26 protein-coding genes and 1 tRNA gene are annotated in these 24,687 nt (G+C 64.5%); 16 read left to right on the top strand and 11 right to left on the bottom strand.

Features of this window, described 5'->3' with window-relative positions; all coding sequences use genetic code 11:
- Nucleotides 1-10 precede the first annotated feature (10 nt).
- Complete coding sequence (locus tag PMO31116_RS03205) at nt 11-649, top strand: glutathione S-transferase family protein (RefSeq protein ID WP_150565419.1); 639 nt, start codon at nt 11-13, stop codon at nt 647-649.
- Between the two features lie 42 nt (nt 650-691).
- Here the strand turns inward: PMO31116_RS03205 and PMO31116_RS03200 are convergent, their stop codons facing one another.
- Both PMO31116_RS03200 and PMO31116_RS03195 read right to left on the bottom strand, forming a co-directional pair.
- Nucleotides 692-1,168, bottom strand: coding sequence for an OsmC family protein (locus PMO31116_RS03200; protein WP_150565418.1), 477 nt, complete (start codon nt 1,166-1,168; stop codon nt 692-694).
- A 219-nt stretch (nt 1,169-1,387) separates the two neighbouring features.
- Entirely contained in the window at nt 1,388-2,248 is an 861-nt protein-coding gene (locus PMO31116_RS03195) for an IclR family transcriptional regulator (protein WP_150565417.1), read from the bottom strand.
- Nucleotides 2,249-2,544: 296 nt separating this feature from the next.
- Here PMO31116_RS03195 and PMO31116_RS03190 point away from each other — a divergent pair, with 296 nt between their 5' ends.
- The 7 genes from PMO31116_RS03190 to PMO31116_RS03160 all read left to right on the top strand — a co-directional run bounded on the left by PMO31116_RS03190 (nt 2,545) and on the right by PMO31116_RS03160 (nt 9,538).
- Entirely contained in the window at nt 2,545-3,654 is a 1,110-nt protein-coding gene (locus PMO31116_RS03190) for an ABC transporter ATP-binding protein (protein ID WP_150565416.1), read from the top strand.
- Entirely contained in the window at nt 3,647-4,552 is a 906-nt protein-coding gene (locus PMO31116_RS03185) for an ABC transporter permease (RefSeq protein WP_150565415.1), read from the top strand. The genes PMO31116_RS03190 and PMO31116_RS03185 overlap by 8 nt, the downstream gene beginning before the upstream one ends.
- A gap of 39 nt (nt 4,553-4,591) precedes the next feature.
- Entirely contained in the window at nt 4,592-5,386 is a 795-nt protein-coding gene (locus PMO31116_RS03180; protein WP_023871609.1) for an ABC transporter permease, read from the top strand.
- A 23-nt stretch (nt 5,387-5,409) separates the two neighbouring features.
- Nucleotides 5,410-5,814, top strand: coding sequence for a (2Fe-2S)-binding protein (locus PMO31116_RS03175; protein ID WP_150565414.1), 405 nt, complete (start codon nt 5,410-5,412; stop codon nt 5,812-5,814).
- Nucleotides 5,807-7,258: an FAD/NAD(P)-dependent oxidoreductase gene (locus PMO31116_RS03170; protein ID WP_150565413.1), complete on the top strand. Its 1,452-nt coding sequence runs from the start codon at nt 5,807-5,809 to the stop codon at nt 7,256-7,258. Before PMO31116_RS03175 ends, PMO31116_RS03170 begins: the two co-directional genes overlap by 8 nt.
- Nucleotides 7,251-8,414 (top strand): NAD(P)/FAD-dependent oxidoreductase, encoded by a 1,164-nt coding sequence (locus PMO31116_RS03165; RefSeq protein ID WP_150565412.1) that lies wholly within the window; start codon nt 7,251-7,253, stop codon nt 8,412-8,414. Before PMO31116_RS03170 ends, PMO31116_RS03165 begins: the two co-directional genes overlap by 8 nt.
- A 77-nt stretch (nt 8,415-8,491) precedes the next feature.
- Nucleotides 8,492-9,538 carry an ABC transporter substrate-binding protein gene (locus PMO31116_RS03160; RefSeq protein ID WP_023871605.1) on the top strand — a complete coding sequence of 349 codons (1,047 nt, stop codon included), beginning with the start codon at nt 8,492-8,494 and terminating at the stop codon, nt 9,536-9,538.
- 130 nt (nt 9,539-9,668) lie between these two features.
- Here the strand turns inward: PMO31116_RS03160 and PMO31116_RS03155 are convergent, their stop codons facing one another.
- Nucleotides 9,669-10,247 carry a BLUF domain-containing protein gene (locus tag PMO31116_RS03155; protein WP_150565411.1) on the bottom strand — a complete coding sequence of 193 codons (579 nt, stop codon included), beginning with the start codon at nt 10,245-10,247 and terminating at the stop codon, nt 9,669-9,671.
- 37 nt (nt 10,248-10,284) lie between these two features.
- Here PMO31116_RS03155 and PMO31116_RS03150 point away from each other — a divergent pair, with 37 nt between their 5' ends.
- Nucleotides 10,285-11,859 carry a GGDEF domain-containing protein gene (locus tag PMO31116_RS03150; protein WP_150565410.1) on the top strand — a complete coding sequence of 525 codons (1,575 nt, stop codon included), beginning with the start codon at nt 10,285-10,287 and terminating at the stop codon, nt 11,857-11,859.
- 5 nt (nt 11,860-11,864) lie between these two features.
- Here PMO31116_RS03150 and PMO31116_RS03145 read toward each other — a convergent pair whose 3' ends face one another.
- Complete coding sequence (locus PMO31116_RS03145) at nt 11,865-12,953, bottom strand: helix-turn-helix transcriptional regulator (RefSeq protein WP_150565409.1); 1,089 nt, start codon at nt 12,951-12,953, stop codon at nt 11,865-11,867.
- Between the two features lie 287 nt (nt 12,954-13,240).
- Here PMO31116_RS03145 and PMO31116_RS03140 point away from each other — a divergent pair, with 287 nt between their 5' ends.
- Nucleotides 13,241-13,600, top strand: a complete 360-nt coding sequence (locus tag PMO31116_RS03140) for a hypothetical protein (protein WP_150565408.1) — start codon at nt 13,241-13,243, stop codon at nt 13,598-13,600.
- A gap of 28 nt (nt 13,601-13,628) precedes the next feature.
- Here PMO31116_RS03140 and PMO31116_RS03135 read toward each other — a convergent pair whose 3' ends face one another.
- Nucleotides 13,629-13,874, bottom strand: coding sequence for a hypothetical protein (locus PMO31116_RS03135; RefSeq protein ID WP_150565407.1), 246 nt, complete (start codon nt 13,872-13,874; stop codon nt 13,629-13,631).
- 240 nt (nt 13,875-14,114) lie between these two features.
- On the opposite strand from PMO31116_RS03135, the gene PMO31116_RS03130 reads away from it, so the two are divergent.
- The 3 genes from PMO31116_RS03130 (at nt 14,115) to PMO31116_RS03120 (ending at nt 17,120) form a co-directional block, all read left to right on the top strand.
- Nucleotides 14,115-14,438, top strand: a complete 324-nt coding sequence (locus tag PMO31116_RS03130) for a hypothetical protein (protein WP_174970779.1) — start codon at nt 14,115-14,117, stop codon at nt 14,436-14,438.
- Between the two features lie 212 nt (nt 14,439-14,650).
- On the top strand, nt 14,651-16,657 hold the full coding sequence (locus PMO31116_RS03125; RefSeq protein ID WP_150565405.1) for a DUF2849 domain-containing protein: 2,007 nt from the start codon (nt 14,651-14,653) through the stop codon (nt 16,655-16,657).
- Nucleotides 16,647-17,120 carry a DUF934 domain-containing protein gene (locus PMO31116_RS03120; RefSeq protein ID WP_150565404.1) on the top strand — a complete coding sequence of 158 codons (474 nt, stop codon included), beginning with the start codon at nt 16,647-16,649 and terminating at the stop codon, nt 17,118-17,120. Before PMO31116_RS03125 ends, PMO31116_RS03120 begins: the two co-directional genes overlap by 11 nt.
- Nucleotides 17,121-17,156: 36 nt before the next feature.
- Here PMO31116_RS03120 and PMO31116_RS03115 read toward each other — a convergent pair whose 3' ends face one another.
- Nucleotides 17,157-17,990: an oxidoreductase gene (locus PMO31116_RS03115; protein WP_150565403.1), complete on the bottom strand. Its 834-nt coding sequence runs from the start codon at nt 17,988-17,990 to the stop codon at nt 17,157-17,159.
- A 154-nt stretch (nt 17,991-18,144) separates the two neighbouring features.
- Here PMO31116_RS03115 and PMO31116_RS03110 point away from each other — a divergent pair, with 154 nt between their 5' ends.
- Both PMO31116_RS03110 and PMO31116_RS03105 read left to right on the top strand, forming a co-directional pair.
- On the top strand, nt 18,145-19,056 hold the full coding sequence (locus tag PMO31116_RS03110; protein ID WP_150565402.1) for an AraC family transcriptional regulator: 912 nt from the start codon (nt 18,145-18,147) through the stop codon (nt 19,054-19,056).
- Nucleotides 19,057-19,173: 117 nt separating this feature from the next.
- Nucleotides 19,174-19,881 carry a VIT1/CCC1 transporter family protein gene (locus PMO31116_RS03105; protein WP_150565401.1) on the top strand — a complete coding sequence of 236 codons (708 nt, stop codon included), beginning with the start codon at nt 19,174-19,176 and terminating at the stop codon, nt 19,879-19,881.
- Between the two features lie 49 nt (nt 19,882-19,930).
- Here the strand turns inward: PMO31116_RS03105 and PMO31116_RS03100 are convergent, their stop codons facing one another.
- The 5 genes from PMO31116_RS03100 to PMO31116_RS03075 all read right to left on the bottom strand — a co-directional run bounded on the left by PMO31116_RS03100 (nt 19,931) and on the right by PMO31116_RS03075 (nt 22,706).
- The gene (locus PMO31116_RS03100) at nt 19,931-20,128 is read right to left on the bottom strand and encodes a hypothetical protein (RefSeq protein WP_150565400.1); all 198 of its coding nucleotides are present in this window, start codon (nt 20,126-20,128) and stop codon (nt 19,931-19,933) included.
- A 277-nt stretch (nt 20,129-20,405) separates the two neighbouring features.
- Nucleotides 20,406-20,687: a hypothetical protein gene (locus PMO31116_RS03095; RefSeq protein WP_150565399.1), complete on the bottom strand. Its 282-nt coding sequence runs from the start codon at nt 20,685-20,687 to the stop codon at nt 20,406-20,408.
- A 76-nt stretch (nt 20,688-20,763) separates the two neighbouring features.
- The gene (locus PMO31116_RS03090) at nt 20,764-20,976 is read right to left on the bottom strand and encodes a cold-shock protein (RefSeq protein WP_150565398.1); all 213 of its coding nucleotides are present in this window, start codon (nt 20,974-20,976) and stop codon (nt 20,764-20,766) included.
- A 291-nt stretch (nt 20,977-21,267) separates the two neighbouring features.
- The gene (locus PMO31116_RS03085) at nt 21,268-21,654 is read right to left on the bottom strand and encodes an integrase core domain-containing protein (protein ID WP_150565397.1); all 387 of its coding nucleotides are present in this window, start codon (nt 21,652-21,654) and stop codon (nt 21,268-21,270) included.
- 975 nt (nt 21,655-22,629) lie between these two features.
- Nucleotides 22,630-22,706, bottom strand: a tRNA-Pro gene (locus tag PMO31116_RS03075).
- A gap of 290 nt (nt 22,707-22,996) precedes the next feature.
- Here PMO31116_RS03075 and PMO31116_RS03070 point away from each other — a divergent pair.
- Nucleotides 22,997-24,685: an AMP-binding protein gene (locus PMO31116_RS03070; protein ID WP_150565396.1), complete on the top strand. Its 1,689-nt coding sequence runs from the start codon at nt 22,997-22,999 to the stop codon at nt 24,683-24,685.
- The last annotated feature ends 2 nt before the right edge of the window (nt 24,686-24,687 follow it).

The following is a 24,687-nucleotide window of genomic DNA, read 5'->3' as shown; positions in this document are numbered from 1 at the left end:
AGACGACACCATGGCGATCGACCGCCGCGTAACCTTCTTTCATGCGCCCAACACCCGTTCGTCCGGTGTGCTTGTGCTGCTCGAGGAGTTGCAAGCCGATTACGATCTGCATCTGCTGCGCTTTGCCACCGGCGAGCAGCGCGGCTCCGACTATCTGGAGGTCAATCCGATGGGCAAGGTGCCGGCGATTCGCCATGGCGACGCCGTCATCACCGAGCAGGCTGCCGTATATATGTATTTGGCGGAACTGTATCCGGAGAAATCGCTGGCGCCGGCGCCTGGCGATCCCCGGCGGGGGCCGTATCTGCGGTGGATGGTCTACTACGGCTCGTGCGTCGAGCCGGCGGTGGTGGACAAGTCGCTCGGGCGCGAGGGCGCCGAGCGCTCACGTTCGCCGTATGGCGACTACGAGTCGGTGATCTGGACGATCGATCGGCACTGGGCGCAGAACCCGGGGCCGTGGTGGCTTGGCGAATCGTTCACGGCGGCCGACGCGCTGTGGGGCAATGCGATGCACTTCCTCACCCACTTCAAACTGATTCCGCAGACCCCCGCGATCACGGCCTACGTCACCCGCTTTCGTGAGCGCGAAAGCGTGGTTCGCGCGCTCGCGCGCGATGCCGAGTTCGCGCGGCAACTGTCGGGGTGAGCGAGGTGCACGCATGGGCCGCCTTCGTCCGCCGCGCCTGGGTCAACGCTCGATCGTCTCGATGACGGGCTCGCACTCGATCGGGAAATTGACCGAGTTGGCCACGTAGCATTTCTCATGGGCGTCGTGGTGCAGACGCTCGGCCAGCGCAACGTCGCCGCCCGCGCGAATCGTCACGCGCGGGTGGAGCACGATCTTCGTGAAGCAGCCCTGCGTGGCCGTGTCGATCATCGTGCCGACCGCGTGGTCGACGTATGCCTCCACCACAATGCCCGCCTCCGAGCACAGATGCAGATACCAGAGCTTGTGGCAGGCGCTGGCCGACGCCACGAGCAGGTCTTCGGGATTCCAGCGCGCCGGATCGCCACGAAAGGCCGGGTCGGAAGAGCCGGAAATCGTGGGCTTGCCCTCGGCGCGAATCTCGTGATTGCGACCGTAGTCGCGATATCCGGAGGTGCCGCTGCCCTGATTGCCGATCCACTCGATGCTGACTCGATACTGATGTTCGCCTGATGCCATGACGTGTCTCCGCTGCGTGTGTGCGCAGCCGTAGGGGTGGAAAGCGGTCTGGCGCGACGCTTGCACAACCGTGCGCGGGATGCGCGATCTTCCGCAAGCGCGCCAGGAGGCTGCCGGACCGTGCGGCATTCTCGCAGGGAGGCGCGCGCTGCGCTGGCCATTTTCGGCCATCAAATCATCAGAACGTCACGAGGACCGGCGCCGAGCGTCGGGCCGGCGTCATGCCAGCGGCTCGGTCGTCAACGCGCGCGTGAGGCCGTGCATCGGGCGGCGCATGGCCACGTCGAACGGATTGGTCTGCGGTCCGATCAGCTCGGCCTGGCGACGCAGCAATTCCACCACCATCGGCAATCGATCCTGCGACAGCCGTGCGGCGAGTGTGCCCACGCTCAGTGCGGCAACGGCGTGCCCGGTGCGGTCGAACACCGGCACGGCCACGCCGGCCATGCCGTCGAGCACGCCACTGTTGCTGCCGGCGTATCCCAATTGCCGCACGCGTTCGATCTCGGTACGCAGATAGACCTCGTCGAGCACACCATAACCGCGCAGCCGCGGCACGTTGAAGCGAATGATCTCTTCGCGCTCGGCTTCGGGCAGGAACGCCAGAATCGCCAGGCTGCCCTGGCCGACGCCGAGCGCGACCCGTCCGCCAATGTCGCCCGTAAACGACCGGATCGGGAAGGGCCCCTCGCACATGTCGAGACACACGGCGTCAAAGCTGCTGCGCACGAGCAGGAAGATGGTGTCGCCCAGGCTGGCGCACAACCGCAGCAGTGACGGCCGGCATAGCGTGCGCATGCCGCTCGGATTGCCGGCCTGCGCGGCCATCGCGAAGAAGTCGATGCTCAGTCGATACATCTTCGACGTTTCGTCCTGCTCCACCACGTGCTCGGCCATGAGCGCGTGCAGGATCCGGTGCACGGTCGCCTGACTCAGCCCGACGGCCTTGGCGATGTGGGTGACGCGCTCCCCTTCGGGTTTGGCATCGCCCAACGCGCGAATCACGGCAAACGTGCGCTGCAAAATGCCTGTGCCGGCAGCATCCGGCGGCGTCGTGCGAGGTGAATCGGCGGTGGTCATTTGTGCCTCAATTATTCCGTCAAACGAAATACTAGCGTAAGCCTGCGATGCTTGAAAACCATCGCACCACGTCGATTTTCCAAAAAATGGCCAATATTCATCATAACTTAGGGATTATCCCGAGGCGTTGAAGCGAAACGAATTGATCACTGTGTTGGGTAAATATTCCGTCAATCGAAATAATCTGAAAATTTATCTCATTTCGCGGAATCGTTGGCTTGCGGCAAGCAATTTGGCTCGCTACTGTTCGATGCAATTGCATTTCTAGCGGCGCACTGCGCCCGAAGGTGGGGACCATGTCTTTCCTGACTTTGACGGATGTTTCCAAGACGTTCGGCGAGCTCAATGCCGCCTCGAACGTCAATCTCTCGGTGGAGAAGGGCGAGTTTGTCTCGCTGCTCGGCCCGTCGGGCTGTGGCAAGACCACCACCTTGCAGATGATCGCGGGATTCGTCGAAACCACGACTGGGCGCATTACGCTCGACGGGCGCGACATCACGCACATGCGTCCGAACAAACGCGGTCTGGGCATCGTGTTCCAGAGCTACGCGCTCTTTCCGCACATGACCGTTGCCGACAACGTGGGCTTTGGCCTGGAGATGCGCGGCGTCGACAAGGCGGAGCGTCAGGCGCGCGTTCGCGAGGCGCTCGCCCTGGTGCGGCTCGATGCGCTGGGCCATCGTTATCCGCGCGAACTCTCCGGCGGTCAGCGTCAGCGTGTGGCGATCGCGCGCGCCGTCGTGATCGCGCCGCCCGTGCTGCTGCTCGACGAGCCGATGTCCAACCTCGATGCCAAGCTGCGCGAGGACATGCAGTTCGAACTGCGTGCCATCCAGCGCAAGATCGGCACGACCACCATCATGGTCACGCACGACCAGTCCGAGGCACTCTCGATCAGCGATCGCGTGGTTGTGATGGAGGCCGGGCGCATCACCCAGGTCGACACGCCATATCGCGCGTATGAGCGTCCGGAAACCCCGTTCGTCTCGCAATTCATCGGCAAGGCGAACATGCTCGCCGGCCGGGTGGCGGCACGCGACGGCGAACATCTGCATGTCGAGCTGGGCGCGCAGCTCACGCAACGCGCGTCGCTGGCCGAACTCTCGCCGCGCGAGCGCGGCCTGGCCGTGGGCGACGCGATCACGCTGTGCCTGCGCCCCGAGAAGGTCCGGTTGTGCGCCCCTGCGGCAGGCCGTTTGCCGGCGACTGTGACGAGTCGCTTTTTCCTGGGCAGCCAATGGCTCTATCGTGTGGACAGCGCCCTGGGTGAAGTGCTCGTGTGCTGTCAGAACGAGGGTGGCGAGCCGCTCGACGAAGGGGCGCCGGTCGGTCTCGACTGGCAGTCCGAAGCCGTGCGCTTCATCTCGCAAGGGCCGGTGAATATGGGAGAGCGCGCCCATGTCTGAGACGCTGCAAGTCATGCGCGCCGAGGCCTCGACCGCCACACGCGCCCCCTGGCACGCGTATCTGCCGATGTGGCTCATGAGCGCGCCGGCCATGCTGCTGTTCGTGGCGCTGGTGCTCATTCCGTTGCTGATGACGCTTGCGCTCACGTTCTACCAGTTCGATCCCGCGAGTGGTCCGATTGCGGCGTTCCAGTTCGACAACTATCGGGAAGTCCTGTTCGACCCGTACTTCCATACGATCTTTCTGCGCACGTTCGGCATCTCACTTACGGTCACGGCCGTGTGTGCCGTGGTCGGCACGTTCGAGGCCTATGTGCTCTCGCGCATGGGCGACCCGTGGCGCTCGCTGTTCCTGCTGATCATTCTCTCGCCGCTGCTCGTGTCCATCGTGGTGCGCGCTTTTGGCTGGAGCATGCTGCTCGGCTCGGGGGGGCTGGTCAACCAGACGTTCGGCCTGCTCGGGATGGGACCGTTCAAGCTCGAATACACGAATTTCGCGATTGTGATCGCGCTTGTGCACGTGATGCTTCCGTTCATGGTGATTCCGGTATGGACATCGCTGCAACGGCTCGATCCGCAGACGGAGAACGCGGCACTGTCGCTCATGGCCTCGCAGGCGACCACGCTGCGTCGCATCGTGCTGCCGCAACTGGTGCCGGGCATCCTGTCGGGCAGTCTGATGGTGTTCGGCCTGTCGGCGAGCGCGTTCGCGATTCCGAGCCTTCTGGGCGGGCGACGCCTCAAGGTCGCCGCGACCGCCGTGTACGACCAGTTCCTGAGTTCGCTGAACTGGCCGCTGGGCGCGACCATCGCCGTGCTCCTGCTGGTGGCGAACCTGATCGTGATGCTGACGTATTACCGCCTGCTCGAGCGCCGCTATTCGCGCAGCATGGGCTGAGGCGCCACGTTTTCCGCAGAACAGAATCCATTGGCCATCATGCGCAAAAACAGTCCCCTGGCGCTCGCGTTCCACGCGCTCGTCATCCTCTTCGTGCTTGCCCCGATGATCATCGTGGTGCTCGTCGCGTTCACGCCGGAGCAAACGCTGTCGCTGCCAACGCGCGGTCTCTCGCTACGCTGGTTCCGCGCGATTCTCGACTACCCCGACTTCATCGCGTCGTTCTTCACCAGCCTGAAGCTCGCCTTCCTGTCGGCCACGCTTTCGCTGGCGATCGCGCTGCCCGCGGCGCTGGCGATCGGGCGCTCGCGCTTTCCCGGGCGCAACTTTCTCAACGGCCTGCTGCTCTCGCCGCTGGTCATCCCGGGCCTCGTGCTCGGCATCGCGCTGTTGCGATTCTTCGCGATGCTCGGTGTGACCGGCTCGTTTGCCGCGCTCACGTTCGCGCACATGATCGTCGTTACGCCGTTCATCATGCGTCTGGTGCTCGCGTCGATCAGCGGCCTCGACCGCAGCGTCGAGCACGCCGCGGCCTCGCTCGGCGCCGGGTCGTGGACGACCTTTCGGCGCGTCACGATGCCGATGATTCTGCCCGGCATCACCGGAGGGTGGTTGCTCGCCTTCATCAACAGTTTCGACGAGCTGACGATGTCGGTCTTCATCACTTCGCCGCAGACGGTCACGTTGCCCGTGCGCATGTACATGTACGCGACCGAGTCGATCGATCCGATGATGGCGTCGGTCTCGGCGCTGGTGATCGCCGTGACGTTGGGGGCGATGCTGCTGCTCGATCGCGTCTATGGCCTGAACCGCATTTTGATCGGCCAGCATTGAGCTCGCGTTCCGGAACGACATTCATGTCCCGCACTTCCCATTTCCTGCCAGACGAGAGCGTGCCGCGCGCGTCGGCGCAACCCCAGTTGACGCGCCTGGCCGAGACGGCGCGCACGCCCGTCACGTTCTATCTCGACGGCGCGCCGGTGCAGGCGCTCGCGGGCGACACGTTGCTCACTGCGATCCTCACGCACCAACGGCACGTTCGGTTCAGTGAGTTCAGCGGCGCGCCGCGCGCGGGCTTTTGCCTGATCGGCGCATGCCAGGATTGCTGGGTGCGCTGCGAGACATTGGGCGAGGTCACGGGCGACGCACAGCGCACCCGCGTGCGCGCCTGCTCCACGACGGTACAGGCCGGCATGCGTATCCTGACCGATGCGCCCGGCGCCCCCCATGCCGGTGACGACCAGGGAGGCACGCATGGCTGAGCCCGCCAAGATCGTGATCGTCGGCGCCGGTCCCGCCGGCGTGCGTGCCGCGCAGACGCTCGTGGCCGCCGGACTCCGTCCGGTGGTACTCGACGAAAACCCTCGCTGGGGCGGGCAGATCTATCGGCAGCCGCCTGCGCATGCTGGATTCTCGCGCTCCCCGAAAGCGCTTTATGGGTTCGAGGCGGCGAAGGCCGAAGCGATTCATCGCACCATGGCCGAGTTGCTGCCTCGGGTCGACTACCGGCCCGAGACGCTCGTATGGGCGTGCGATCCGAAGCAGCTCCACACCATGCACGGCGGTCGCGAGACGCCCGTCTCGTTCACGCATCTGATCATCGCCAGCGGTGCCACCGACCGCGTGCTGCCGGTACCGGGCTGGACGCTGCCGGGCGTGTACACGCTAGGGGGGGCGCAGGTCGCGCTCAAGGCCCAGGGCTGTGCCATCGGCGAGCGCGTGGTGTTCGCGGGTACGGGGCCACTACTGTATCTGGTGGCGTATCAGTACGCGAAGGCCGGTGCGAACGTGGTGGCTGTGCTCGACACGAACACGTTCGTCCGTCAGGTCATGGCCGCGCCGCGTCTGCTGAATCAACCCGCCACGCTGGCCAAGGGCCTTTACTATGTCGGCGCATTGCGTGCGCGCGGCGTTCGCGTGGAGCACGGCGTCACGCTCGACGGGATCGAGGGCGGCGGACAGGGCGGGGAGAGTGCCGGCGTGCAGGCGATTCACTGGCGTCGCGACGGGCGCAGGCACACGCTTGCGTGCAGCGCGATCGGGTTGGGCTTCGGCCTGCGTCCCGAGACGCAACTGGCCGATCTGGCGGGCTGCCGCTTCGTCTTCGACACACTCAACCAGTGCTGGTTGCCCGAGCGCGACGCGGCTGGGCGGAGCTCGCAATCCGGGATCTATCTGGCGGGCGACGGCGCGGGCATCGTGGGGGCCGACGCGGCCGAGCTGGCCGGTCGGCGCGCGGCGCTCGCCGTGCTCGAGGATATCGGTATCACGACACCGGCTACCGCGATGGCGACCGACGGGCCGGACGCGCTCACGCTCGAGCGCAAGCTCGCGAGCATCCGGCGTTTTCGAGAGGGCATCGAACAGGCGTTCGCCCTGCCGCGCGACCCCTCCGCCGACTGGCCCGACGACATGCTCGTGTGCCGTTGCGAGGAAATCGACGCGCGCACGCTTCGCGACTGCGTGCGGCACGACGGCGTGACCGAGATCAATCGCCTCAAGGCGCTCACACGCGTCGGCATGGGCCGCTGCCAGGGCCGCATGTGCGGCGAGGCAGCGTGCCATCTGCTGGCCGAGGCGAGCGGACAAACCCTCGCACAGGTGGGGCGTTTGCGTGCGCAGGCGCCTGTGAAACCGATTCCGATCGCCCCCATGCTGTTCGACGAGAACGTCGCGGCGATTCCCGAGGAGGCCCGCGATGAGTAACGCGCTCAATACCCGTCATACGCCGCACACCCGGCATTACGACGTCGTGGTGGCCGGCGGCGGACTCGTCGGCGCGTCGGCTGCGCGCGCGCTGGCCGAGCGTGGCATGCGCGTCGCGTTGTTCGAGCGCCGCTACTGCGGCGCGCAGGCCAGCGGCGTGAACTATGGCGGCGTGCGTTGCCAGGGGCGACCGGAAGAGCAGCTTCCGCTTGCCATGCGCGCGCGCCGGCTCTGGGACCGGCTGCCGGAACTCATCGGCATTGACGGTGAGTTCGTGCGCTCCGGGCACTTGCGTCTGGCGCGCAGGGAGAGCGATCTTGTGCCGCTCGACGCGTGGTCCGAGATGGCGGCGGGTTACGGTCTGGCCACCACCGTGTTGCGCGGCGCGGAATTTCGCAAGCGTTTTCCGTGGCTGGGCGAGGGCGCGGTGGGCGGTTCGCTGTGCATGAGCGACGGCCACGCGAATCCACGGCTCGTGTCGCCCGCGTTTGCGCGAGCGGCACGCGCGCTCGGCGCCGAGGTCCACGAGCGCACGCCGATCGCGGCGATCGCGCACGATGGCGTGCGCTTTCAGCTCAAGGCGCAGCCCGAGACGGGCGAGCCCCTGGACGTGAGCGCCGACTGGCTGCTCAATACGTCGGGCGCCTGGGCCAATCACATCGCGGGTGCCTTCGGCGAGCGCGTGCCGATGCACGCCATCTATCCGAACATGTGGGTGACCGAGCCATTGCCGAGGTTCATCGGCCACAACCTCGGCGTGTACGGTGGCGGCGTCTATGCGCGTCAGGTCGAGCGCGGCAACTGCGTGATCGGCGGCGGGCGCGGCACGGGTAACGGCGAGTACGCACAACCATCGGCCGACACCACCCGCGCGGTCATGCGCGAGGCGTGCGCGTTGTTGCCGGCGTTGCGCAACGCGCTGCTCATCCGCACCTGGAGCGGCGTGGAGGGCGAGACCCCGGACAACAACCCGATCATCGGCATGAGCCGCACCACGCCCCGGCTCGTGCACGCCTTCGGCTTTTCGGGCGGCGGGTTTCTGCTCGCGCCCGGCGTCGGCGAAGTGCTGGCCGACCTTGTTACTCACGGCGAGACCGACACACCGATCGGCGCGTTCGCCGTCGACCGCTTCGCCGCCGTGAGCGAGGCCGCCTGATGCGCCACGCGCGAACCCTGGTTCCGAGTCTGTCCCAACCCACAGTCCTACACCCTGAAAACGCAAGGAGAACCACGATGAAGCTATCCCGAAAGGTCGTCATGTGCGCTGCGGCGCTGGCATTGGGCGCGAGTAGCGCGGCCTGGTCGCAGTCCAAAACGCTTTACGTCGGCATGAACGGCGGGTCGATGGAAAAGGCTTACACGAGTCAGGTCTTTCCGGAATTCGAGAAAGCCAACAACGTGAAGGTCGTGGTCGTGCCCGGCACGTCGTCCGATGTGCTCGCCAAGCTGCTTGCCAACCGGAACAGCCCGCAACTGCATGTCGTGTTTCTCGACGACGGCGTGATGGCGCGCGCTATCGCCATGGGCGTTTGCCAGAAGCTCGACGACTCGCCGGTGCTCAAGGAGCTCATGCCGTCCGCCCGCGTGAAGGATGACATGGCCGCGGGGGTGCAACTGGGCATGACCGGCATCGGCTACAACACCAAGATCTTCAAGGAGAAGGGCTGGGCTGCGCCGACGTCGTGGACGGACTTCGCCGATCCGAAGTACAAGGGCAAGGTGGTGTTCCAGTCGGCGTCGAGCAGCACGTTCGGCCTGCACGGCTTCCTCGCGCTGAACCGGATCTGGGGCGGCAGCGAGACGAACGTCGAGCCGGGCTTCAGCAAATGGGCGACCACCGTGGGGCCGAATGTCGTCGAGTACATCCCGAACTCGGCCAAGCTCTCGGAAATGATCCAGACCGGCGAGGCCGCGATCTTCCCGCTCACGCCCACGGCCGTGAGCGAACTCCAGGAAAAGGGCATCCCGGTCGCGTACGTCGCGCCCAAGGAAGGCGCGGTGCAATTGCTCGTGGATCTTTGCGTGGTGAAGAACAGCCCGGACAATGCGATGGCGCAGAAGCTCGCGCAGTACCTGCTCTCGGCACGCGGGCAGACGCTGGCCGCCGCGGCGGGCGCGTACATCCCGACGAATACGCAGGCCACCATGCCGCCCGCAATGCAAAAGCGCCTGGGCAAGATCGATGACCTGGTCAAGAACCTCAAGACGGTGGACTGGGACGCCATCAACCAGCGCCGCGCACAGTGGGATCAACGCTGGAATCGACAGATCGAGCAATAAGCGCCGAAGGGGATGTCCTTGCGCGTGAGCCGCTCACACGCGCGAGGCCGTCGTGGCAAAAAACGCCGGATACCCGAGAGGGGTCCGGCTTTTTCTTACGGAGCGATTTCAGACGCGATTTCGGACGGGGTTACATGGCGTCGGCTTTCGCCGCGAGCGCGCCGAAAGCCGTCACCAGCGCCGCGTGGTCTGCCGGCATGACGAAGGCGCGCAGGAAATGCGGCGGTTCGTCGAGCAACAGATAGCCCAGGCTCCACGTCGAGAACGCGCCGCTCGTGCGTGGCGTGCCGTCGATCAGGACGTCGACGTCGATATGATGGCGCGACGCCTCGATGCGCCCGCGAGCATCCGCGATCGCTTCATGAGGCCCCTCGATGTACTGATAAAACATTGCCCCGTCGTAAAGCAATACGCCGGTGACGCCGTGCGCCGCATTGAACCCGCGGGAATTCACGATGATTCTCGAAAGTTCCAGCGGATCGAGATCGGGCAGGGCACGGCTGACATACGCGTAGCACTCTAACAATTTTGGTGTCCCCAAAGACAATCCACGCGAACGCGCGCGCAAAAGGCATCCGAACGACTGGGCGCATGGATGTCGACGAAACGCACCGGCCAAGCGTACGCACACATTAGAATACTCGATGTGCTGTGCTCTGGTATGAACGGCATCGCGGTCGTGCCGCGGTGCGACCCTGGCGCGGAACATCGCAACCCTCCGTTGTCATCCCGCAAGGCCATTCGATATGACCCAACGCTCGGGAGTACTCACGCGAAAGAAATGGTCGGCAAGGCTGCGAGCCCTGTCGGAAATGATCGATGCCCGTCCGTCGGCGGTGGGGTGGGCCGGCACCGGGCTGGCGCTTGGGATCTTCGTTGGCGTTGGCGTGTTGTTGCGAATGGACCTGCAGACCCGAGAGAGTTTGGTGCTGGAGCGGGCGCAGGGCGTGTCATCCGTGGTCGCAGCGAGTCTTGGCGCCAATTTCGCAGTCTACGACGCGTTGCTCAAGGAGATGGTGCGTGAGGCGGAAGACCCGGCCACCCCCATGTTTCCCGCGCGCGTGCGCGACCGTGTTCGTTTCGGTCAGGCGCTCGTCCGCGATTTTCTCGATGATGCCTACATCGTCGACAAGAACGGCATCATCGTGGCGCCGCTCGATGCCGCAGGCGCGTCGCCCGAGAACGTGGCGGATCGCGATTACTTCCGCTCGCACGAAATCAACCCGTCGCTCGGTCTCTATATTTCGCAACCCTACGCGTCGCGCAACCACCGGGGGACGGTGTCCGTGGCACTCACGCGCCGGATTGCGTCGCCGGATCATTCGTTCAATGGTGTCGCCGTCATTGCGTTGCGCCTGGACCATCTCGGCGCGCTGGTCAAAGACATCGATTCGGCCGATATTCGGACGATCGACATCGTCGAGGAGAAGGGCGCCGTGCTCGCCTGTGATCCGTGCGCCGGAACACGTCTGGGGGCGCTCGTACCGCTGCCTGGAAACGCCACGCGCGAGCGCAACCTCACCGAGGCACTGTCCTTCCCGTTGGGCGTACGGGCGCGAGAGTATCGCTCCGTGCGCGTGCCGGGGGCTTCGATGTACGTGGTGGTCACGCCGTCGATGCAAGCCGCGATGCACGAATGGCGGCGTAATGCCGCGCTGCTGGGGGCGATCGCCGCCACATGCGCGGCCACAATGATCGCCGGGGCCTGGTTGCTGGTGACGGCCATGCGGGCTAGGGCGGCGACCGTCGCGCAACGCGAACGTCTCTCGGCAACGGACGGCCTGACGGGGCAGGGCAATCGTCGTGCGTTCGACGCGAAGCTGGCCGATGCGTGGCGTCGCGCGCAGCGTTCCGGCAATCCGCTATCGGTCCTGATTGCCGATATCGATGACTTCAGGCACTTCAACGACACCTATGGGCACGCCGTGGCCGACGATGTCTTGCGCGCGGTCGCCTCGAATATCGGTGGACACATGCGTCGGGACACCGACCTGGCGGCACGCTACGGTAGCGATGTGATGGCGGTGGTGTTGCCCGAGACCGATGCGGCAGCGGCGGTGGTCATGGCGGAGCAATTTCGTCGCGACGTCGAGCGCCTGCATATCGCGCACGAGGGCAGCGCGACGGGGACGCTCACGGTCAGCGTGGGCGTGGCGACCGGCGTACCCGGCGAGTGCGGCAGTGCCGAAGCCCTCCTGAAGGCGGCCGAAGCGCAGTGCCGGCTTGCCAAGCAGGCCGGGCGCAACCGGGTCAGTGCGGTCGTGGTGAGCAGGGAAAGCGCGGGCCACGACGGCCTGAGCGGGCCCGGCCCCGGCCCCTGAGTCCGTCACGGCGAGAGCATCGCGGCAAGCCGCAACAGTTCCCCCTGGCGATGGCAGCCGGTCTTGCGCAGAATGGAGGAGAGCTGCGTGCGCAACGTGCTGGCGCTCAGTTGCAGCACCTCGCTGCACTCCCCGATGGTCAGCCCCGCCACAAGGTGGTGGAACAGGCGCGCTTCGGCCTGCGTGAGCGCGAAATGATGGCGCAGCGCCGCTTCGGTGGGCACATTGAAAATGCTGCGGCGTTCGAAGCGAATCCCGACCGCGGAGCGCAGCCCGTGGTTCATTTCGTGTCCCACGGCGCGCATCGTTACGCGAAACGCGCTGCCCCAGGAGTCTGGCACCACGAGCGAGGCGGGTTCGCGTGAGGCGCCAACCCGTTGCAGCGCCTGCGTCAGGCGGGTCTGCCACTCGGACTGGCGGTGCATGAGCTTGCGCTGCCGGATCAGCAGTTGGCTGTCATTGGCGCCGAGCAGCGAGTCGAGTCCCGGCGCCGAGGCGAGGATCCAGGCGTCAGGGGAGGCGATGGCGAACCCCTCGCGCTCGGGGTCGAGCATCTGGCCGAGAATGTCGAGGCTGGCGCGCGTGGCGGCGCGTCGCGTTGCGAAGGCGGCGGCAAGCTGTCGTTCGTACTCCGCGATTCGAGCCGCATGCGCAAAGGACGGCTCGACCACATGCATGCGCTGGATGCTCAGTGCCGTGAGGGCGTCATCGTCGTTGCAGATCACCACGCCCACGAGCTGCTGGAGCTGGTGCGGCCGCATGAATTCGTTCCAGAACACGCGATCGTTCGCCGATTCGTGCTTCAGCGCGATGGAGGAGTCGAACCAGGTGCCCGCCGGCGCATCCCAGAAGCGCCGCGTCGAATCGTCATACTGATAGAAGCGCTGCGAGTATTCCTCGATCAGGCCGGCCTCGTGCCCCGATTGTTCGACGAAACGCACCGCGTGGCTTTGCTTGTCGTGGCAGAGCAGCGTGGCCGCGTCCGCGCCAAGAAATTCGCGCGCCGTCTGCACGACATCCAGCCAGTCTGCCTGGCCGGCGCCCACGGCCCGCACCGCTTCCGATGCTCGTCGAAAACTGACATCGTCCGACATGGGACCCCCCGTTATCGCTTATTGCCGAGCCGTTGACTCGCTTTTTTTGCGAAGTGTAGCAGAGCGGGCTGTCGAAATTGATAGGGACGTCTACTGTGATTTATGCAGGCGACAATGTGTCGCGTCGCTGCGACAATGCGAGCCATGTCGGGATCCGGTCTGACGCGAGGCGGCGCGAAAGCGCGGGGGCACGGAGACCGGGCGTTACCATCGGGTGTTACAACCGGGTGTTACAACCGGGTGTTACAACCGGGTGTTACAACCGGGCCAACCAACGGGGAGCCATTGTGAACCACGGCAAATTCATCGTCGTCTGTCTGAGTCTCGCGGGCGCATTGCTGTCCGGTCAGGCCGGCGCGCAGTCCTATCTGGGGGCGGGAGATCTTGGCAGCATCCGTCAGGCCAACCAGTCGCCGGCCCGAAGCCCGGCGGTCACGGCAGTCGGTGCACCGTCCATCGCCGTGACGGACGCCCAAAGCGCCAGCGCCACCATCAACCGCACGGTCAGCGAGCGCAACGGCGCGGCGCCGGCATCGAACGAACAGGCAATTTCGGCACGAGAGCGCGCGCTCGACACGCGCGACCTCCAGCACCCCCGTCAGACCCGCTCGTTCGACGCCATCGCCCGGCCCACACGGGCGCAGTGATCGGACGCGCATGCGCTGCAATGCCGCGCTACTCGGCCATCGCGGGAATGGCGCCCTCCTGGAAAAGCACGCGTGGCGCGTCCATCGTGCCGTCTTCCTCGTCGACGAGCACCTCGTAGGCGGCGATACCCGCGAAGCCGGCCGCCATCGATTGTGCGATGCGCACCGCGCCGAATTCCGTGCTCGCCTGACGCAACTCGCCCGGTTGCAACACGCCGTCCTTGTTCTTGCGGTACGGCACGACGATGAACCTGATAGATTTGGTGTCGCTCATGATGTCTCTCGCGATGATGGGAGTGATGAGCGGAAATGTAGCATGACTACTGTATAAAAATACAGGTATTTTTCGGGGATGGAAGCCCGCGCGTCTTCCGGGGCGACGAGGCCTTCTGGCCCGAGGCGCGTGCCTGCTAAGATGTCGCGTCGTCGGCGGCGGGCGTGCGCATCGCCGACGGACGGGCTCGGGGAGTTCGTCTCGACATGTTGGATGCAGACCATCGTACACGGGGAAGAAATGAAAGTCGTTGCCGTGCAAGCCAATCTCGACGAGACGGTCGATCTGGTGCGCAAGTTCGCCCATGACGAGTTCGCCCGGTCCATCGGCGTGGAATCGCCGTCCGATCAGGACATCCGGGGCTTCCTGCTCGACCGTTTGCGCTGCATGCGCCTGCATGCCGTGGAATCGGGCGCCGAACCCACGATCCAGCGGGTGTTCGACTGTGTGTACGTGATGCCGGTATTCACGAAGGTCGACGGCACCCGCGTCGTGGAGGCCCGCCTGGTGGTCATGCCCGACGCGAAATTTGCACTGCGCGCGTATATTCCGATCTCCGACTAGGCGCGCACGCGCCGGCCACAGGCCTGCCGCTCCTGCGCCACAACCCCACCACAACCCCGCCGGACAGGGCTCGGCGGGGCGGCGCGATGCCCAAACAACATCGCGTAATGTCTAAATAACTTCTTAATGGTCGTCTATTTCCGCTCAGCTTGATAGCCTGCCGGTCGACTCGCGACGTGCGACCACAAAACAACAGGCATTGAGAGCGTGGAATGAATGCAGGCAATCTGATTTCGGCGAACCGGCTCGACGACGGCTTGGTCGTCTGGCTGGACAAGCATCACGACTGGGTCGACGACCTTGCGAAGGCGGAAGTGTTCGACGAGCATGGTCTGGCGTCGGCCCAGGCGGCCGCGCAGGCGGCGTTGGCGGCCAATCGGATCGTCGATCCGATGCCGCGCCCGGCACAGATCGGGCCGACCGGCCCGGTGCCGGTGGATTTCCGCGAGCAGCTGCGCTCGCGCGGTCCGTCGGTGCGTGCGGACCTGGGCAAGCAGGCATCGGACGCCGCCGTCCAGGCCGCGCTCGCCGACGCGCCCGCACTGACGGTCGCACCGGAACATGCGGGCATCTACCGCTACGATCCGTCGGAGCGCGAATTCCTCAAGGAACGTGCCAACGAGTTCGGCAAGCAGGTGGCGCGTCGCCTGAGCGGCGAGTTGCGCGAAGACGACTTCAAGGTTTATCGCCTGATGAACGGCCTGTACCTGCAACTGCATGGCTACATGTTGCGCGTGGCGATTCCGTACGGCACGCTGAGCGCGATTCAGTTGCGGCAGTTGGCGTTTGTGGCCAACCGCTACGACAAGGGTTACGGCCACTTCACCACGCGTCAGAACCTGCAATTCAACTGGCCGACCCTGACCGACGCCCCCGAGATCCTGTCCAAACTCGCGGACGTCGACCTGCACGCCATCCAGACCAGCGGTAACTGCATTCGCAACGTCACGACCGACCAGTTCGCCGGCGCCGCTCGCGACGAAATCGTGGATCCGCGCGTGTATGCCGAGATTCTGCGTCAATGGTCGACGGACCATCCCGAATTCACCTATCTGCCGCGCAAGTTCAAGATTGCGATCACGGGCGGCCAGACTGACCGTGCGGCGGTGCGCTTTCACGATATCGGCATTCTTGCGCGCACCAACGAACGCGGCGAAGTGGGCTTCCAGATCTATGCCGGTGGTGGTCTGGGGCGCACACCGATCGTTGCCACGCTGGTACGGGACTGGCTGCCCGAGGGCGACCTGCTGCGCTTCGTCGAGGCCATCCTGCGCGTGTACAACGCACTGGGCCGTCGCGACAACATCTACAAGGCGCGCATCAAGATCCTCATCAAGGAAATGCAGCCTGCGAAGTTCATCGAGATGATCGAGGAAGAATTCGAGCGTATCGCGCAGACGCATCGGCCGTTGCCCGACGACGTCATCGCCGCGATTCGCGAGCGATTCATCGTGCCGGAATTCGCGACACTGCCGCAGGCATCCGCGGCTTTCGATCAGTCTTACGCGAGCGACATCGATTTTCGTCGCTGGGTCGACACCTGCACGCATGAGCACAAGGTGCCCGGCTACATCAGCGCGGTCGTGTCGCTCAAGCCCGCCGGCGGTATCCCGGGCGATGCGAGTTCGCAGGAAATGCTGTTGCTTGCGGACCTGGCCGAGCGATACTCGCACAACGAATTGCGCGTGACCCACGAGCAGAATCTGGTGTTGCCGCACGTCAAGCGCGACGAGCTGCATGCCTTGTGGACGCGCCTGAAGGCGGCCGGACTGGCGACGCCCAACATCGGTCTGATCTCCGACGCGATCGCGTGCCCGGGCCTCGATTACTGCGCGCTCGCCAACGCCCGCTCCGTGCCTGTGGCCCAGCGTATCGCCCTGCGTTTCACGCCGGAGCAGCAACGCGACATCGGGCCGATCACGCTCAACGTGTCGGGCTGCATCAACGCGTGCGCGCACCATCACGTCGCGCACATCGGCATTCTCGGCGTCGACAAGGCGGGCAAGGAAAACTATCAGATCACGCTGGGCGGCTCGGCGGACGACAACGCTGCGGTGGGCAAGATTCTCGGCCCCGGCGTGAGCTACGACGACGTGCCGCAAGTGATCGAGAACATTCTCGATCGATATCGCTCGCTCAGGCACGAGGGCGAGCGCTTCATCGATACGCTCGCTCGCGTGGGCGCGGAACCGTTCAAGGGAGCTTTGAATGTTGATTGATCGAAACGGGCTGCCGGCCGCAGACGTCTGGACCTATCTCGGCGACGATGCTTCGGGCGCGTCGGGTGCGCGCAGCAAGGCCGTGCTGCCGCTCGACGCCTGGCTGGCCGCGAACGCGCAAGGCGCGGCGCCCGCCGGTGTGCGCGTGCAGGGCCACGACGACCCGGAACGCATCGCGCCGTGGCTGGCGCAACTCGAGCTCGTCGTGATCGAGTTTCCGAAGACGCGGGATGGACGGGGCTTCACCCTTGCCAAGGTACTGCGCGACAAATGGGGTTTCGAAGGCGCCATCCGTGCTGCCGGTCCGTTGCTGCCGGACCAGTTGGCGATGCTGTGGGCCTGCGGCTTCGACAGCCTGCTCTCGCCCTCGGACGTGCCGACCGCTCGCTGGCACGAAGCTGCACAAGCCGCTGCCGGGCGCGCCGCCCGCCCGCGCACGCTGCTCGCGCGCCTGACGGCCTGATCCCCCCGGCGCGGGTGCGCGCCTCGTCGATGCGTTTCAACCGTCGGTGGAAACCGTGAGCGCTTCCCACGCGTTGAATTCTTCGTTCAACGCGGACAGCTTCGCGCGAACGAGCCCGAGTGCATCGCTGCCGAGCAGCAGATGCGCTGGCGGGCGGTCGGCCGCAATCGCGGTCAATATGGCGCGCGCGGCTCGCACCGGGTCTCCCGGTTGTTTGCCGCTTTTTTCCTCGCGGGCACGACGCACGGGGTTGAACGTCTCGTCATAGTCGGCGATCGAGCGGGGCGTTCGCGCCATCGAGCGGCCCGCCCAATCGGTGCGAAATGAGCCCGGCGCCACCGCCGTCACCGTGATACCGAACGGCGCAACCTCCTTGCCAAGCGCCTCGGAGATGCCTTCCAGGGCGAATTTGCTCCCGCAGTAATAGGCGATCCCCGGCATCGTGATGTAGCCGCCCATCGACGTGATGTTCAGAATGTGGCCGCGGCGGCGCGCGCGCATGGACGGCAGCACGGCCTTCATCATGGCGACCGCGCCGAAAACGTTCACGTCGAACTGTCGGCGCATTTCCGAGATCGGCGATTCCTCCAGGATACCTTCGTGCCCATAGCCGGCGTTGTTGACCAGCACGTCGATCGGCCCTGCGTCGGCTTCGATGGCGCTTACGGCGCCGTCGATGCCGTCGAAGTCGGTGACGTCGAGCACACGTCCCCAGGCGGCGCTTGCCGAGAGGGACTCGAACGCTCGCTTTGCCGCTTCGCTTCGCACCGTACCGACGACCTTGTGTCCCGCCGCCAGGGCTTCGCGTGCGAGCGCGCGTCCGAAGCCGCTGCTGACGCCGGTGATGAGAAGTGTCTTGGCGAGTGTCATGGATGCATCTCCCAAATGTCGATGGAAGATTGCATGTTAGGCTTGCGATATCGCGAAATTAATCCAAATTCCGCGAATTTTCTTGCATAAAGCTATGAACATCGGACGGACCACAGATTTGCTGTCCGCGCCGTCCCCGCGAGGGCGGAAGCGCATGGTCGCCTTGCTGGAAGCCCTGGCGCCGGAAGAGGGTTACAACCTGACGGCACTGCCGAGCGTTCGCGTCCTGCGTTCGAATCGTTCTTTGTCGCGCACCCCCGTTCTGTACGATCCGGGCATCGTCATCGTCTGCCAGGGTGCCAAACGAGGCTATTTCGGTGATCGGCGCTATCTCTACGACGAGCAGCATTACCTGGCCGTATCGGTCCCCGTGCCGTTCAGCATGGAGACGGATGCCACCGAGGATCGTCCGTTGCTCGCGCTGTACCTGCATCTGGATTTCGCGTTGGCGGCCGAACTTGCGGAGCGGATTGCCCGCGAAGGGGGCGTAGCATCGGGAGCTTCGCCGCAGAGCATGATGTCGACGCCGATGGAGGGCGCGATGCGAGCGTCCGTGCTGCGCCTGCTCGAGGCGCTGCATCGGCCGCTGGAGGCGGCGGTGTTGGGGCAGGGACTGCTCAGAGAGCTGTATTTCCGCGTGCTCACCGGCGCGCAGGGTGGCGCGATGCGCGAAGCGTTGGCCATGCGCGGGCAGTTCGGCCGGATTGGCCGCGCGCTGCAATTGATTCACGCGAACTATGCACAGCGTCTCGACGTGCGCCAACTGGCTCGGGAAGCGGGCATGAGCGTGCCGAGTTTTCACAGTCATTTCAAGGCGATTACGCGGGTCTCCCCGATGCAGTATCTGAAGTCGACACGGCTGCATCAGGCGCGTCTGTTGATGGTGCGTCGGGGGATGACGGCGGAGGCCGCGGGTCTTGCCGTGGGGTATGGGAGTGCGTCGCAGTTCAGTCGAGAGTTCAGGCGTCTGTTCGGTTCGACGCCTGCGACGGAAGCCAGGCGGATGCGCGAGAGCTTCGCGATTCCGGCGGAGTTTGCCGATACGCCCTATGTGTCGTCGCACTGAATTTTGTGCGGTGGCTTCACCCGGGTGCTGCGCGGGCGCATACTGCGTCGCATGCGTGGCGGGGTGTCGCGCATGAACAGACTGCCCAATGCTGTTTCACACGGATCGGAATCTGCAATGACAACGTTTCAACGCCGCGCTCATCCGGAGCGTCATCGCACCGAACACATCGGCTGGTTGCGTGCCGCCGTCCTGGGGGCCAACGACGGCATCATTTCCACGGCCAGTCTGGTCGCAGGTGTCGCCGCGGCCCAGGCGAGTCATGCCAGCATTACGACCACGGCGGTCGCGGGACTGGTGGCCGGGGCCATGTCGATGGCGGCTGGCGAGTTCGTATCGGTTTATTCGCAGGCCGACACGGAAAAGGCGGATTTGACGCGCGAGCGCGAGGAGCTGAAGAACAGCCCCGATGCGGAGCATCGTGAGCTGGCCGCCATCTATGTGCGGCGTGGTCTGGATCACCAGCTCGCGGACCAGGTCGCCACGCAACTGATGGCGCACGATGCGCTGGGCGCGCATGCGCGCGACGAGTTGGGGATCTCGGAGGCGTTGAGCGCGCGTCCTCTGCAAGCCGCGCTGGCTTCCGCCGGGAGCTTCGCCGTCGGGGCGGCCATGCCGCTGGCGGTGGTGCTGCTGGCACCCGAGCAGAGTCTGCTCTATTGGGTGGTGGCAACGGCGATTGTCTTCCTTGCACTGCTCGGTATCGCCGCCGCCGCCGTGGGCGGAACGCCATTGTTCAGAAGCGCGTTGCGCGTGGCCTTCTGGGGCACTCTCGCCATGGCGGTGACGGCAGGCGTGGGGGCCGTGTTCGGCACCACTGTCTGAGTCGGTGCACGGTTCGGCTGCGGGGTGGCCGTCGCCGACGGCTACGCGCTTACCACGTCGGCCGGATCGTGTACGCGTGCCGGAAATAGGCGCGACCAAACTCGGTCGGCTCGTAGTGCTGGCCGACGGGGCGTATCAGGTCTCGCGCGAGCAACGCGTTGATCACCGCATCCGACGGCTGCAGAGGGCTTTTTTCCGCGATGCGCTGGAGCGCGGTGGTAATGGCTTGCGCTGAAAGGGCGAGCATGATGTGCTCCTGTTGGATTTGTTGGAAACCCTCGGGACTGCGTTTCGATGGAGACGCTCAGTAGGGGCCTTGAACGGCGTGGACGGTCGGTGAAGCGCGTAACCGAGTCCATTTTCGAACGCGACCGTGTCGGCATCGTGTCGCAGGAAGTGTTTTCGGGCTGAGTTTCATGGCGTCAGCGATCGATGCGACCGAAAGGCGTCTTGCCCGGCCCAACGGCGCATGGCGCGGAAACGGGAACCAACGGGCGGATGCGGTCATGGGCGACATGTTGGCGCTAAGCCTGCGCCGCGCTTCGGTCGAAAAAGCCGTCGACGAGCGAGCGGCCGTACTCATCGCCGGCGCGGCGCGCATCACCGATCGAATCGAACAGCACGCTTTCGAGCCGAAAGACGCGCGAGTCGTCCGACGGCGCCCGGTCTTCCGCGTCGACCGGGCTGATGCGTACCGAGACGGCGAGTAGTCTTTCATGCTTGCGCCCGTTCGGATCGCCGGCAGGGTCGTGAAACACCAATGTTTCGAGGCGAAAGCCGCGATACGACGGGGTTATGTGGGACATATTTCCTCCGACGAGGTGAGCGGATCCGCGTCACCGTGCATGCTTGAGGTGATCGGGAAGGCGGCGTGCGAAAGGATCAGGCTGGCTTGATGTTCGAGGCCTGCAAGCCCTTGGGGCCGCGTTTGACGTCGAACGTGACGTGCTGATTCTCTTGCAGGGTGCGGAACTCTGTGCGTCCCTGCGGCTGAATCTCGGAAAAATGCGCGAACAGATCGTCGCTGCCGTCATCCGGCTTGATGAAGCCGAAGCCTTTGCTGTCGTTGAACCATTTGACGATTCCGGTGCTCATGTGAACTCCTGGTTTTCCCGGCGAGCCGCCAACGCGGAATGCGTGACTGGGCGCCAGTGGCGGACAAACAAGAAATTCAGAGATCGGAAGTGTCTCGCAAAGATCGATGAGATCGACGCTTGATCGATAAACGTCAGACTTGATGTTCGATAGATCACTTATACGCGGGTTGGGTACCTAACACAATGAATATTGTGTAAGTGCACTTGCCCGCGACGCGACGTCCGGGGGCGCTCAGGTTGCCTGAAAGTCGGGCGCGCGGCTGTAATGACCCAGCGGAACCTGCTCAGATCAAGCGGCTGATGCGAATGCCTCAGCCGGGGTCCTCATCCCGAGCGCCTGGTGTAGGCGCCGGTGGATGTAAAAGCGTATCCAGCCACCGATCACGCGAGCGGCATGCCAGATCGTCGCAAAGTGTTGCCGATGCGCGCATTGCGCTTTCAACGTACGGATGACGCGCTCAGCCATGCCGTTCTGTTGTGGGCAATGCGGCGTGATGAACGCTTCGCGCAATCCGTAGCGGCGTACCAGCGTGGTGTCGCTTCGCGAGGTAAACACCTGGCCGTTATCCGAGCGCAGCAAAAACGGAGCGGGCACGCGACCAGGCGTGCCGAAGCGAGCGATCAGGGCGTGTTCCAGGGCGCTGACGGCAATGCAGGCCTTGCCACTTCGCGACACGTGCCAGCCCGGTAGCTCGCGCGTATGGCAGTCGGGGTCTCTGGATTCGTTTGTGGCCGTTTGCCGTCATCAGAAGCGATTCGCCCAACGTCACCCCGTCTTCAGTGGGGCTAGGTTTTGGCGTCCGAGGATTAATGTAGCTGCTTGTCTTCCGGTTTCCGCGCGTAGGTCATCGGCGTCAATCCAACATCGGCTGTTCGGCGCTCGGAGGGTATCGACGGCATCGCCAACGTCAAGCACAATCGTGGACTTCCTACCCAGAAAGCATCGCCGATGTCTCGAGCTTTAACGATCGCCTTTCTTCTCTGCGTCGCATCATTTGCCGGCAACTCGAGCAATGCATTGGCGATTGATCAATCCGAGAGACATTCCGGGCCGGCCGTTATGGTTCATTTTGACTACTATCGAACGGACGACGCAACCCTTAGGAAGCTTGAGGCGCGGCTCGGGAAAGCGATCAAACGTGCCCAGGTAGGGGATCTGGGCGAAAGCGAATTGCACCTCGATGGCAATGATGGCTATCTATACATGTACGGCCCTGATACTGACCGGTTATATGACGTGGCTCGTCCGATTTTGCGAGCCAATAGGTTGACAGCCAACGCCGAAGTCACGAAGTGGCGGGGAGGGCACACGGAGACCGTTTTGCTTTCGCCGGGTAAGGCCGACCTTCCTTCCAGTGGCGCAAATATAGCGCCGTGACGAAGAGATTTGAACCTCCGACCATCCGCAGCCCATGGGCGTTTGCTATAGCGCCGATGCGCTATAGCGTGCCATGTGTGCCGAGTGGGCAAGGGGCTGTTTTTCCGCCAACGAGGTGCAAACGATCACACGGCCCATGCTCGATGTCTTTCCTTGCTAAGACGCCAATGACGCGATATCAGGCAATTGCCTAATATCGCGCCGTACAAATCAACAGATTGACTCAAACGAAAAAACCCGCACAGCCAATGACTGTGCGGGTTTTTTCTATTCTGGTCGGGGCGAGAGGATTTGAACCTCCGACCACCTGCACCCCATGCAGGTACGCTACCAGGCTGCGCTACGCCCCGTGAGAGATGCATCTGGAAGAAGCACCGCTCGAAAGAACGCGATTATAGCAGAGCTTTTCGCGGGATTGAAAGGGGCTATGCAGGCCGGACGCATATTTTTTTGCGTGAGGGGCGTCATCGCTGCGTTCGTCGCGCATCATGCATCGATTCACCCCGAATTTTCGCGCGCCCAGGACGACCTATTTCCGCTTCCGAGCGCGGTGATGGTTATCCCGAATGTCGAATTCGAAGGCGCTCACGATAATGGAATTCTGCCGACATCCTGCCCCCTTGTGGCTCGGAGACAAGCCATGCCGCAAACCCTGAATTTCGAGGACGCGCGCGATCTGCTGCTCGCACAGCGCGCGCACTACGATGTGGCGTACCGTGACTTCCGCTGGCCGGTTCTGACCCGCTTCAACTGGGCGCTCGACTTCTTCGATCCGCAAGCGCAAGGCAACGACCGGCCCGCCCTCTGGGTCGTCGAAGAGGATGGGCACGAGACGCGTCTGTCGTTCGCCGAGATGTCGGCGCGCTCCAATCGCGTCGCCAATTTCCTGCGCCAGCGAGGCGTCGCGCGCGGCGACCGTGTGCTGCTCATGCTACCCAATCAGGTCGAACTCTGGGACCTCATGCTCGCGTGCATGAAGCTCGGCGCCGTCATGATTCCCGCCACGACGCTGCTCGCCGCCGGCGATCTCGTCGACCGACTCGAGCGCGGTCGCGTGCGGCACGTGATCACCACCGCACGTGAGGCCGCCAAGTTCACCGCGCTCGCCGGCGACTACCAGCGCCTTGCCGTGGGCGAGGCCCCGCCCGAAGGATGGACGTCGCTCGCCCCGGCCTACCGGGCCAGCAATCGGTTCGTACCCGATGGCGAGACCCTGGCGACCGATCCGCTGTTGCTGTACTTCACGTCGGGCACGACATCGCGTCCGAAGCTCGTGCTGCACACGCATCAAAGTTACCCCGTCGGACACCTCGCCACCATGTACTGGCTAGGACTGCAGCCCGGCGACATTCACTGGAACATCAGCTCGCCCGGTTGGGCCAAGCACGCATGGAGTTGCTTCTTCGCTCCGTGGAACGCCGGCGCCACGATCTTCATCTACAACTTCTCGCGCTTCGACGCCCGCACCGCTCTGCAAACTGCGGCACGCTGCGAGGTCACCACGCTCTGCGCTCCGCCCACCGTCTGGCGCATGATGATTCAGGAAGATCTCGCGCGGCACCCGGTGAAGTTTCGTGAACTCATCGGTGCTGGCGAGCCGCTCAATCCCGAAGTGATCGACCAGGTCAGGCGCGCCTGGAACATCACTATCCGCGACGGCTACGGCCAGACCGAGACGTGCTGCCAGATCGGCAATTCACCTGGTCAGCCGGTCAAGGCGGGCGCGATGGGGCGTCCCATGCCCGGCTACCGTGTCGTGCTGCTCGATCGCGACGGCAACGAGACCGACGAAGGGGAGATCTGTCTCGCGCTGGCGTCGCGTCCAACCGGACTGATGCAGGGGTACGAGGATGACAGGGAGAAGACCGCCGAAGTCATGCGCGACGGCTATTACCACACCGGCGACGTCGCGATGCGTGACGAGCGCGGCTATTTCACGTACGTGGGCCGGGCCGACGACGTCTTCAAGGCGTCCGACTACCGCATCAGCCCCTTCGAGCTCGAGAGCGAACTGATCAAGCACCCGGCGGTGGCCGAGGCGGGCGTCGTGCCGAGTCCCGATCCCGTGCGCCTCGCGGTGCCGAAAGCCTTCGTGTCGCTTCGCGCGGGCTTTCAGGCGGACGACAAACTCGCTCTCGATATCCTGCGCTATTGCCGCGACCACCTCGCGCCATACAAACGGATTCGCCGTATCGAGTTTTGCGACTTGCCGAAGACGATCTCCGGCAAGATCCGTCGTGTCGAATTGCGACGGGCGGAGGAGGGGCGTGCGCTGGAGTTGCGGCGCGAGATGGAATTCTGGGACGTCGATTTTCCCGATCTCAAATGACG

It is taken from the genome of Pandoraea morbifera (assembly GCF_902459575.1).
Lineage (GTDB): Bacteria > Pseudomonadota > Gammaproteobacteria > Burkholderiales > Burkholderiaceae > Pandoraea > Pandoraea morbifera.
This window is presented reverse-complemented; position numbering and strand designations above follow the sequence as displayed.

Coding starts and splice junctions, on each gene's coding strand:
- PMO31116_RS03205 (WP_150565419.1), top strand. CDS start 11: ATGGCGATCGACCGCCGCGTAACCTTCTTTCATGCGCCCAACACCCGT.
- PMO31116_RS03200 (WP_150565418.1), bottom strand. CDS start 1,168: ATGGCATCAGGCGAACATCAGTATCGAGTCAGCATCGAGTGGATCGGC.
- PMO31116_RS03195 (WP_150565417.1), bottom strand. CDS start 2,248: ATGACCACCGCCGATTCACCTCGCACGACGCCGCCGGATGCTGCCGGC.
- PMO31116_RS03190 (WP_150565416.1), top strand. CDS start 2,545: ATGTCTTTCCTGACTTTGACGGATGTTTCCAAGACGTTCGGCGAGCTC.
- PMO31116_RS03185 (WP_150565415.1), top strand. CDS start 3,647: ATGTCTGAGACGCTGCAAGTCATGCGCGCCGAGGCCTCGACCGCCACA.
- PMO31116_RS03180 (WP_023871609.1), top strand. CDS start 4,592: ATGCGCAAAAACAGTCCCCTGGCGCTCGCGTTCCACGCGCTCGTCATC.
- PMO31116_RS03175 (WP_150565414.1), top strand. CDS start 5,410: ATGTCCCGCACTTCCCATTTCCTGCCAGACGAGAGCGTGCCGCGCGCG.
- PMO31116_RS03170 (WP_150565413.1), top strand. CDS start 5,807: ATGGCTGAGCCCGCCAAGATCGTGATCGTCGGCGCCGGTCCCGCCGGC.
- PMO31116_RS03165 (WP_150565412.1), top strand. CDS start 7,251: ATGAGTAACGCGCTCAATACCCGTCATACGCCGCACACCCGGCATTAC.
- PMO31116_RS03160 (WP_023871605.1), top strand. CDS start 8,492: ATGAAGCTATCCCGAAAGGTCGTCATGTGCGCTGCGGCGCTGGCATTG.
- PMO31116_RS03155 (WP_150565411.1), bottom strand. CDS start 10,247: ATGTTCCGCGCCAGGGTCGCACCGCGGCACGACCGCGATGCCGTTCAT.
- PMO31116_RS03150 (WP_150565410.1), top strand. CDS start 10,285: ATGACCCAACGCTCGGGAGTACTCACGCGAAAGAAATGGTCGGCAAGG.
- PMO31116_RS03145 (WP_150565409.1), bottom strand. CDS start 12,953: ATGTCGGACGATGTCAGTTTTCGACGAGCATCGGAAGCGGTGCGGGCC.
- PMO31116_RS03135 (WP_150565407.1), bottom strand. CDS start 13,874: ATGAGCGACACCAAATCTATCAGGTTCATCGTCGTGCCGTACCGCAAG.
- PMO31116_RS03130 (WP_174970779.1), top strand. CDS start 14,115: ATGAAAGTCGTTGCCGTGCAAGCCAATCTCGACGAGACGGTCGATCTG.
- PMO31116_RS03125 (WP_150565405.1), top strand. CDS start 14,651: ATGAATGCAGGCAATCTGATTTCGGCGAACCGGCTCGACGACGGCTTG.
- PMO31116_RS03120 (WP_150565404.1), top strand. CDS start 16,647: ATGTTGATTGATCGAAACGGGCTGCCGGCCGCAGACGTCTGGACCTAT.
- PMO31116_RS03115 (WP_150565403.1), bottom strand. CDS start 17,990: ATGACACTCGCCAAGACACTTCTCATCACCGGCGTCAGCAGCGGCTTC.
- PMO31116_RS03110 (WP_150565402.1), top strand. CDS start 18,145: ATGGTCGCCTTGCTGGAAGCCCTGGCGCCGGAAGAGGGTTACAACCTG.
- PMO31116_RS03105 (WP_150565401.1), top strand. CDS start 19,174: ATGACAACGTTTCAACGCCGCGCTCATCCGGAGCGTCATCGCACCGAA.
- PMO31116_RS03100 (WP_150565400.1), bottom strand. CDS start 20,128: ATGCTCGCCCTTTCAGCGCAAGCCATTACCACCGCGCTCCAGCGCATC.
- PMO31116_RS03095 (WP_150565399.1), bottom strand. CDS start 20,687: ATGTCCCACATAACCCCGTCGTATCGCGGCTTTCGCCTCGAAACATTG.
- PMO31116_RS03090 (WP_150565398.1), bottom strand. CDS start 20,976: ATGAGCACCGGAATCGTCAAATGGTTCAACGACAGCAAAGGCTTCGGC.
- PMO31116_RS03070 (WP_150565396.1), top strand. CDS start 22,997: ATGCCGCAAACCCTGAATTTCGAGGACGCGCGCGATCTGCTGCTCGCA.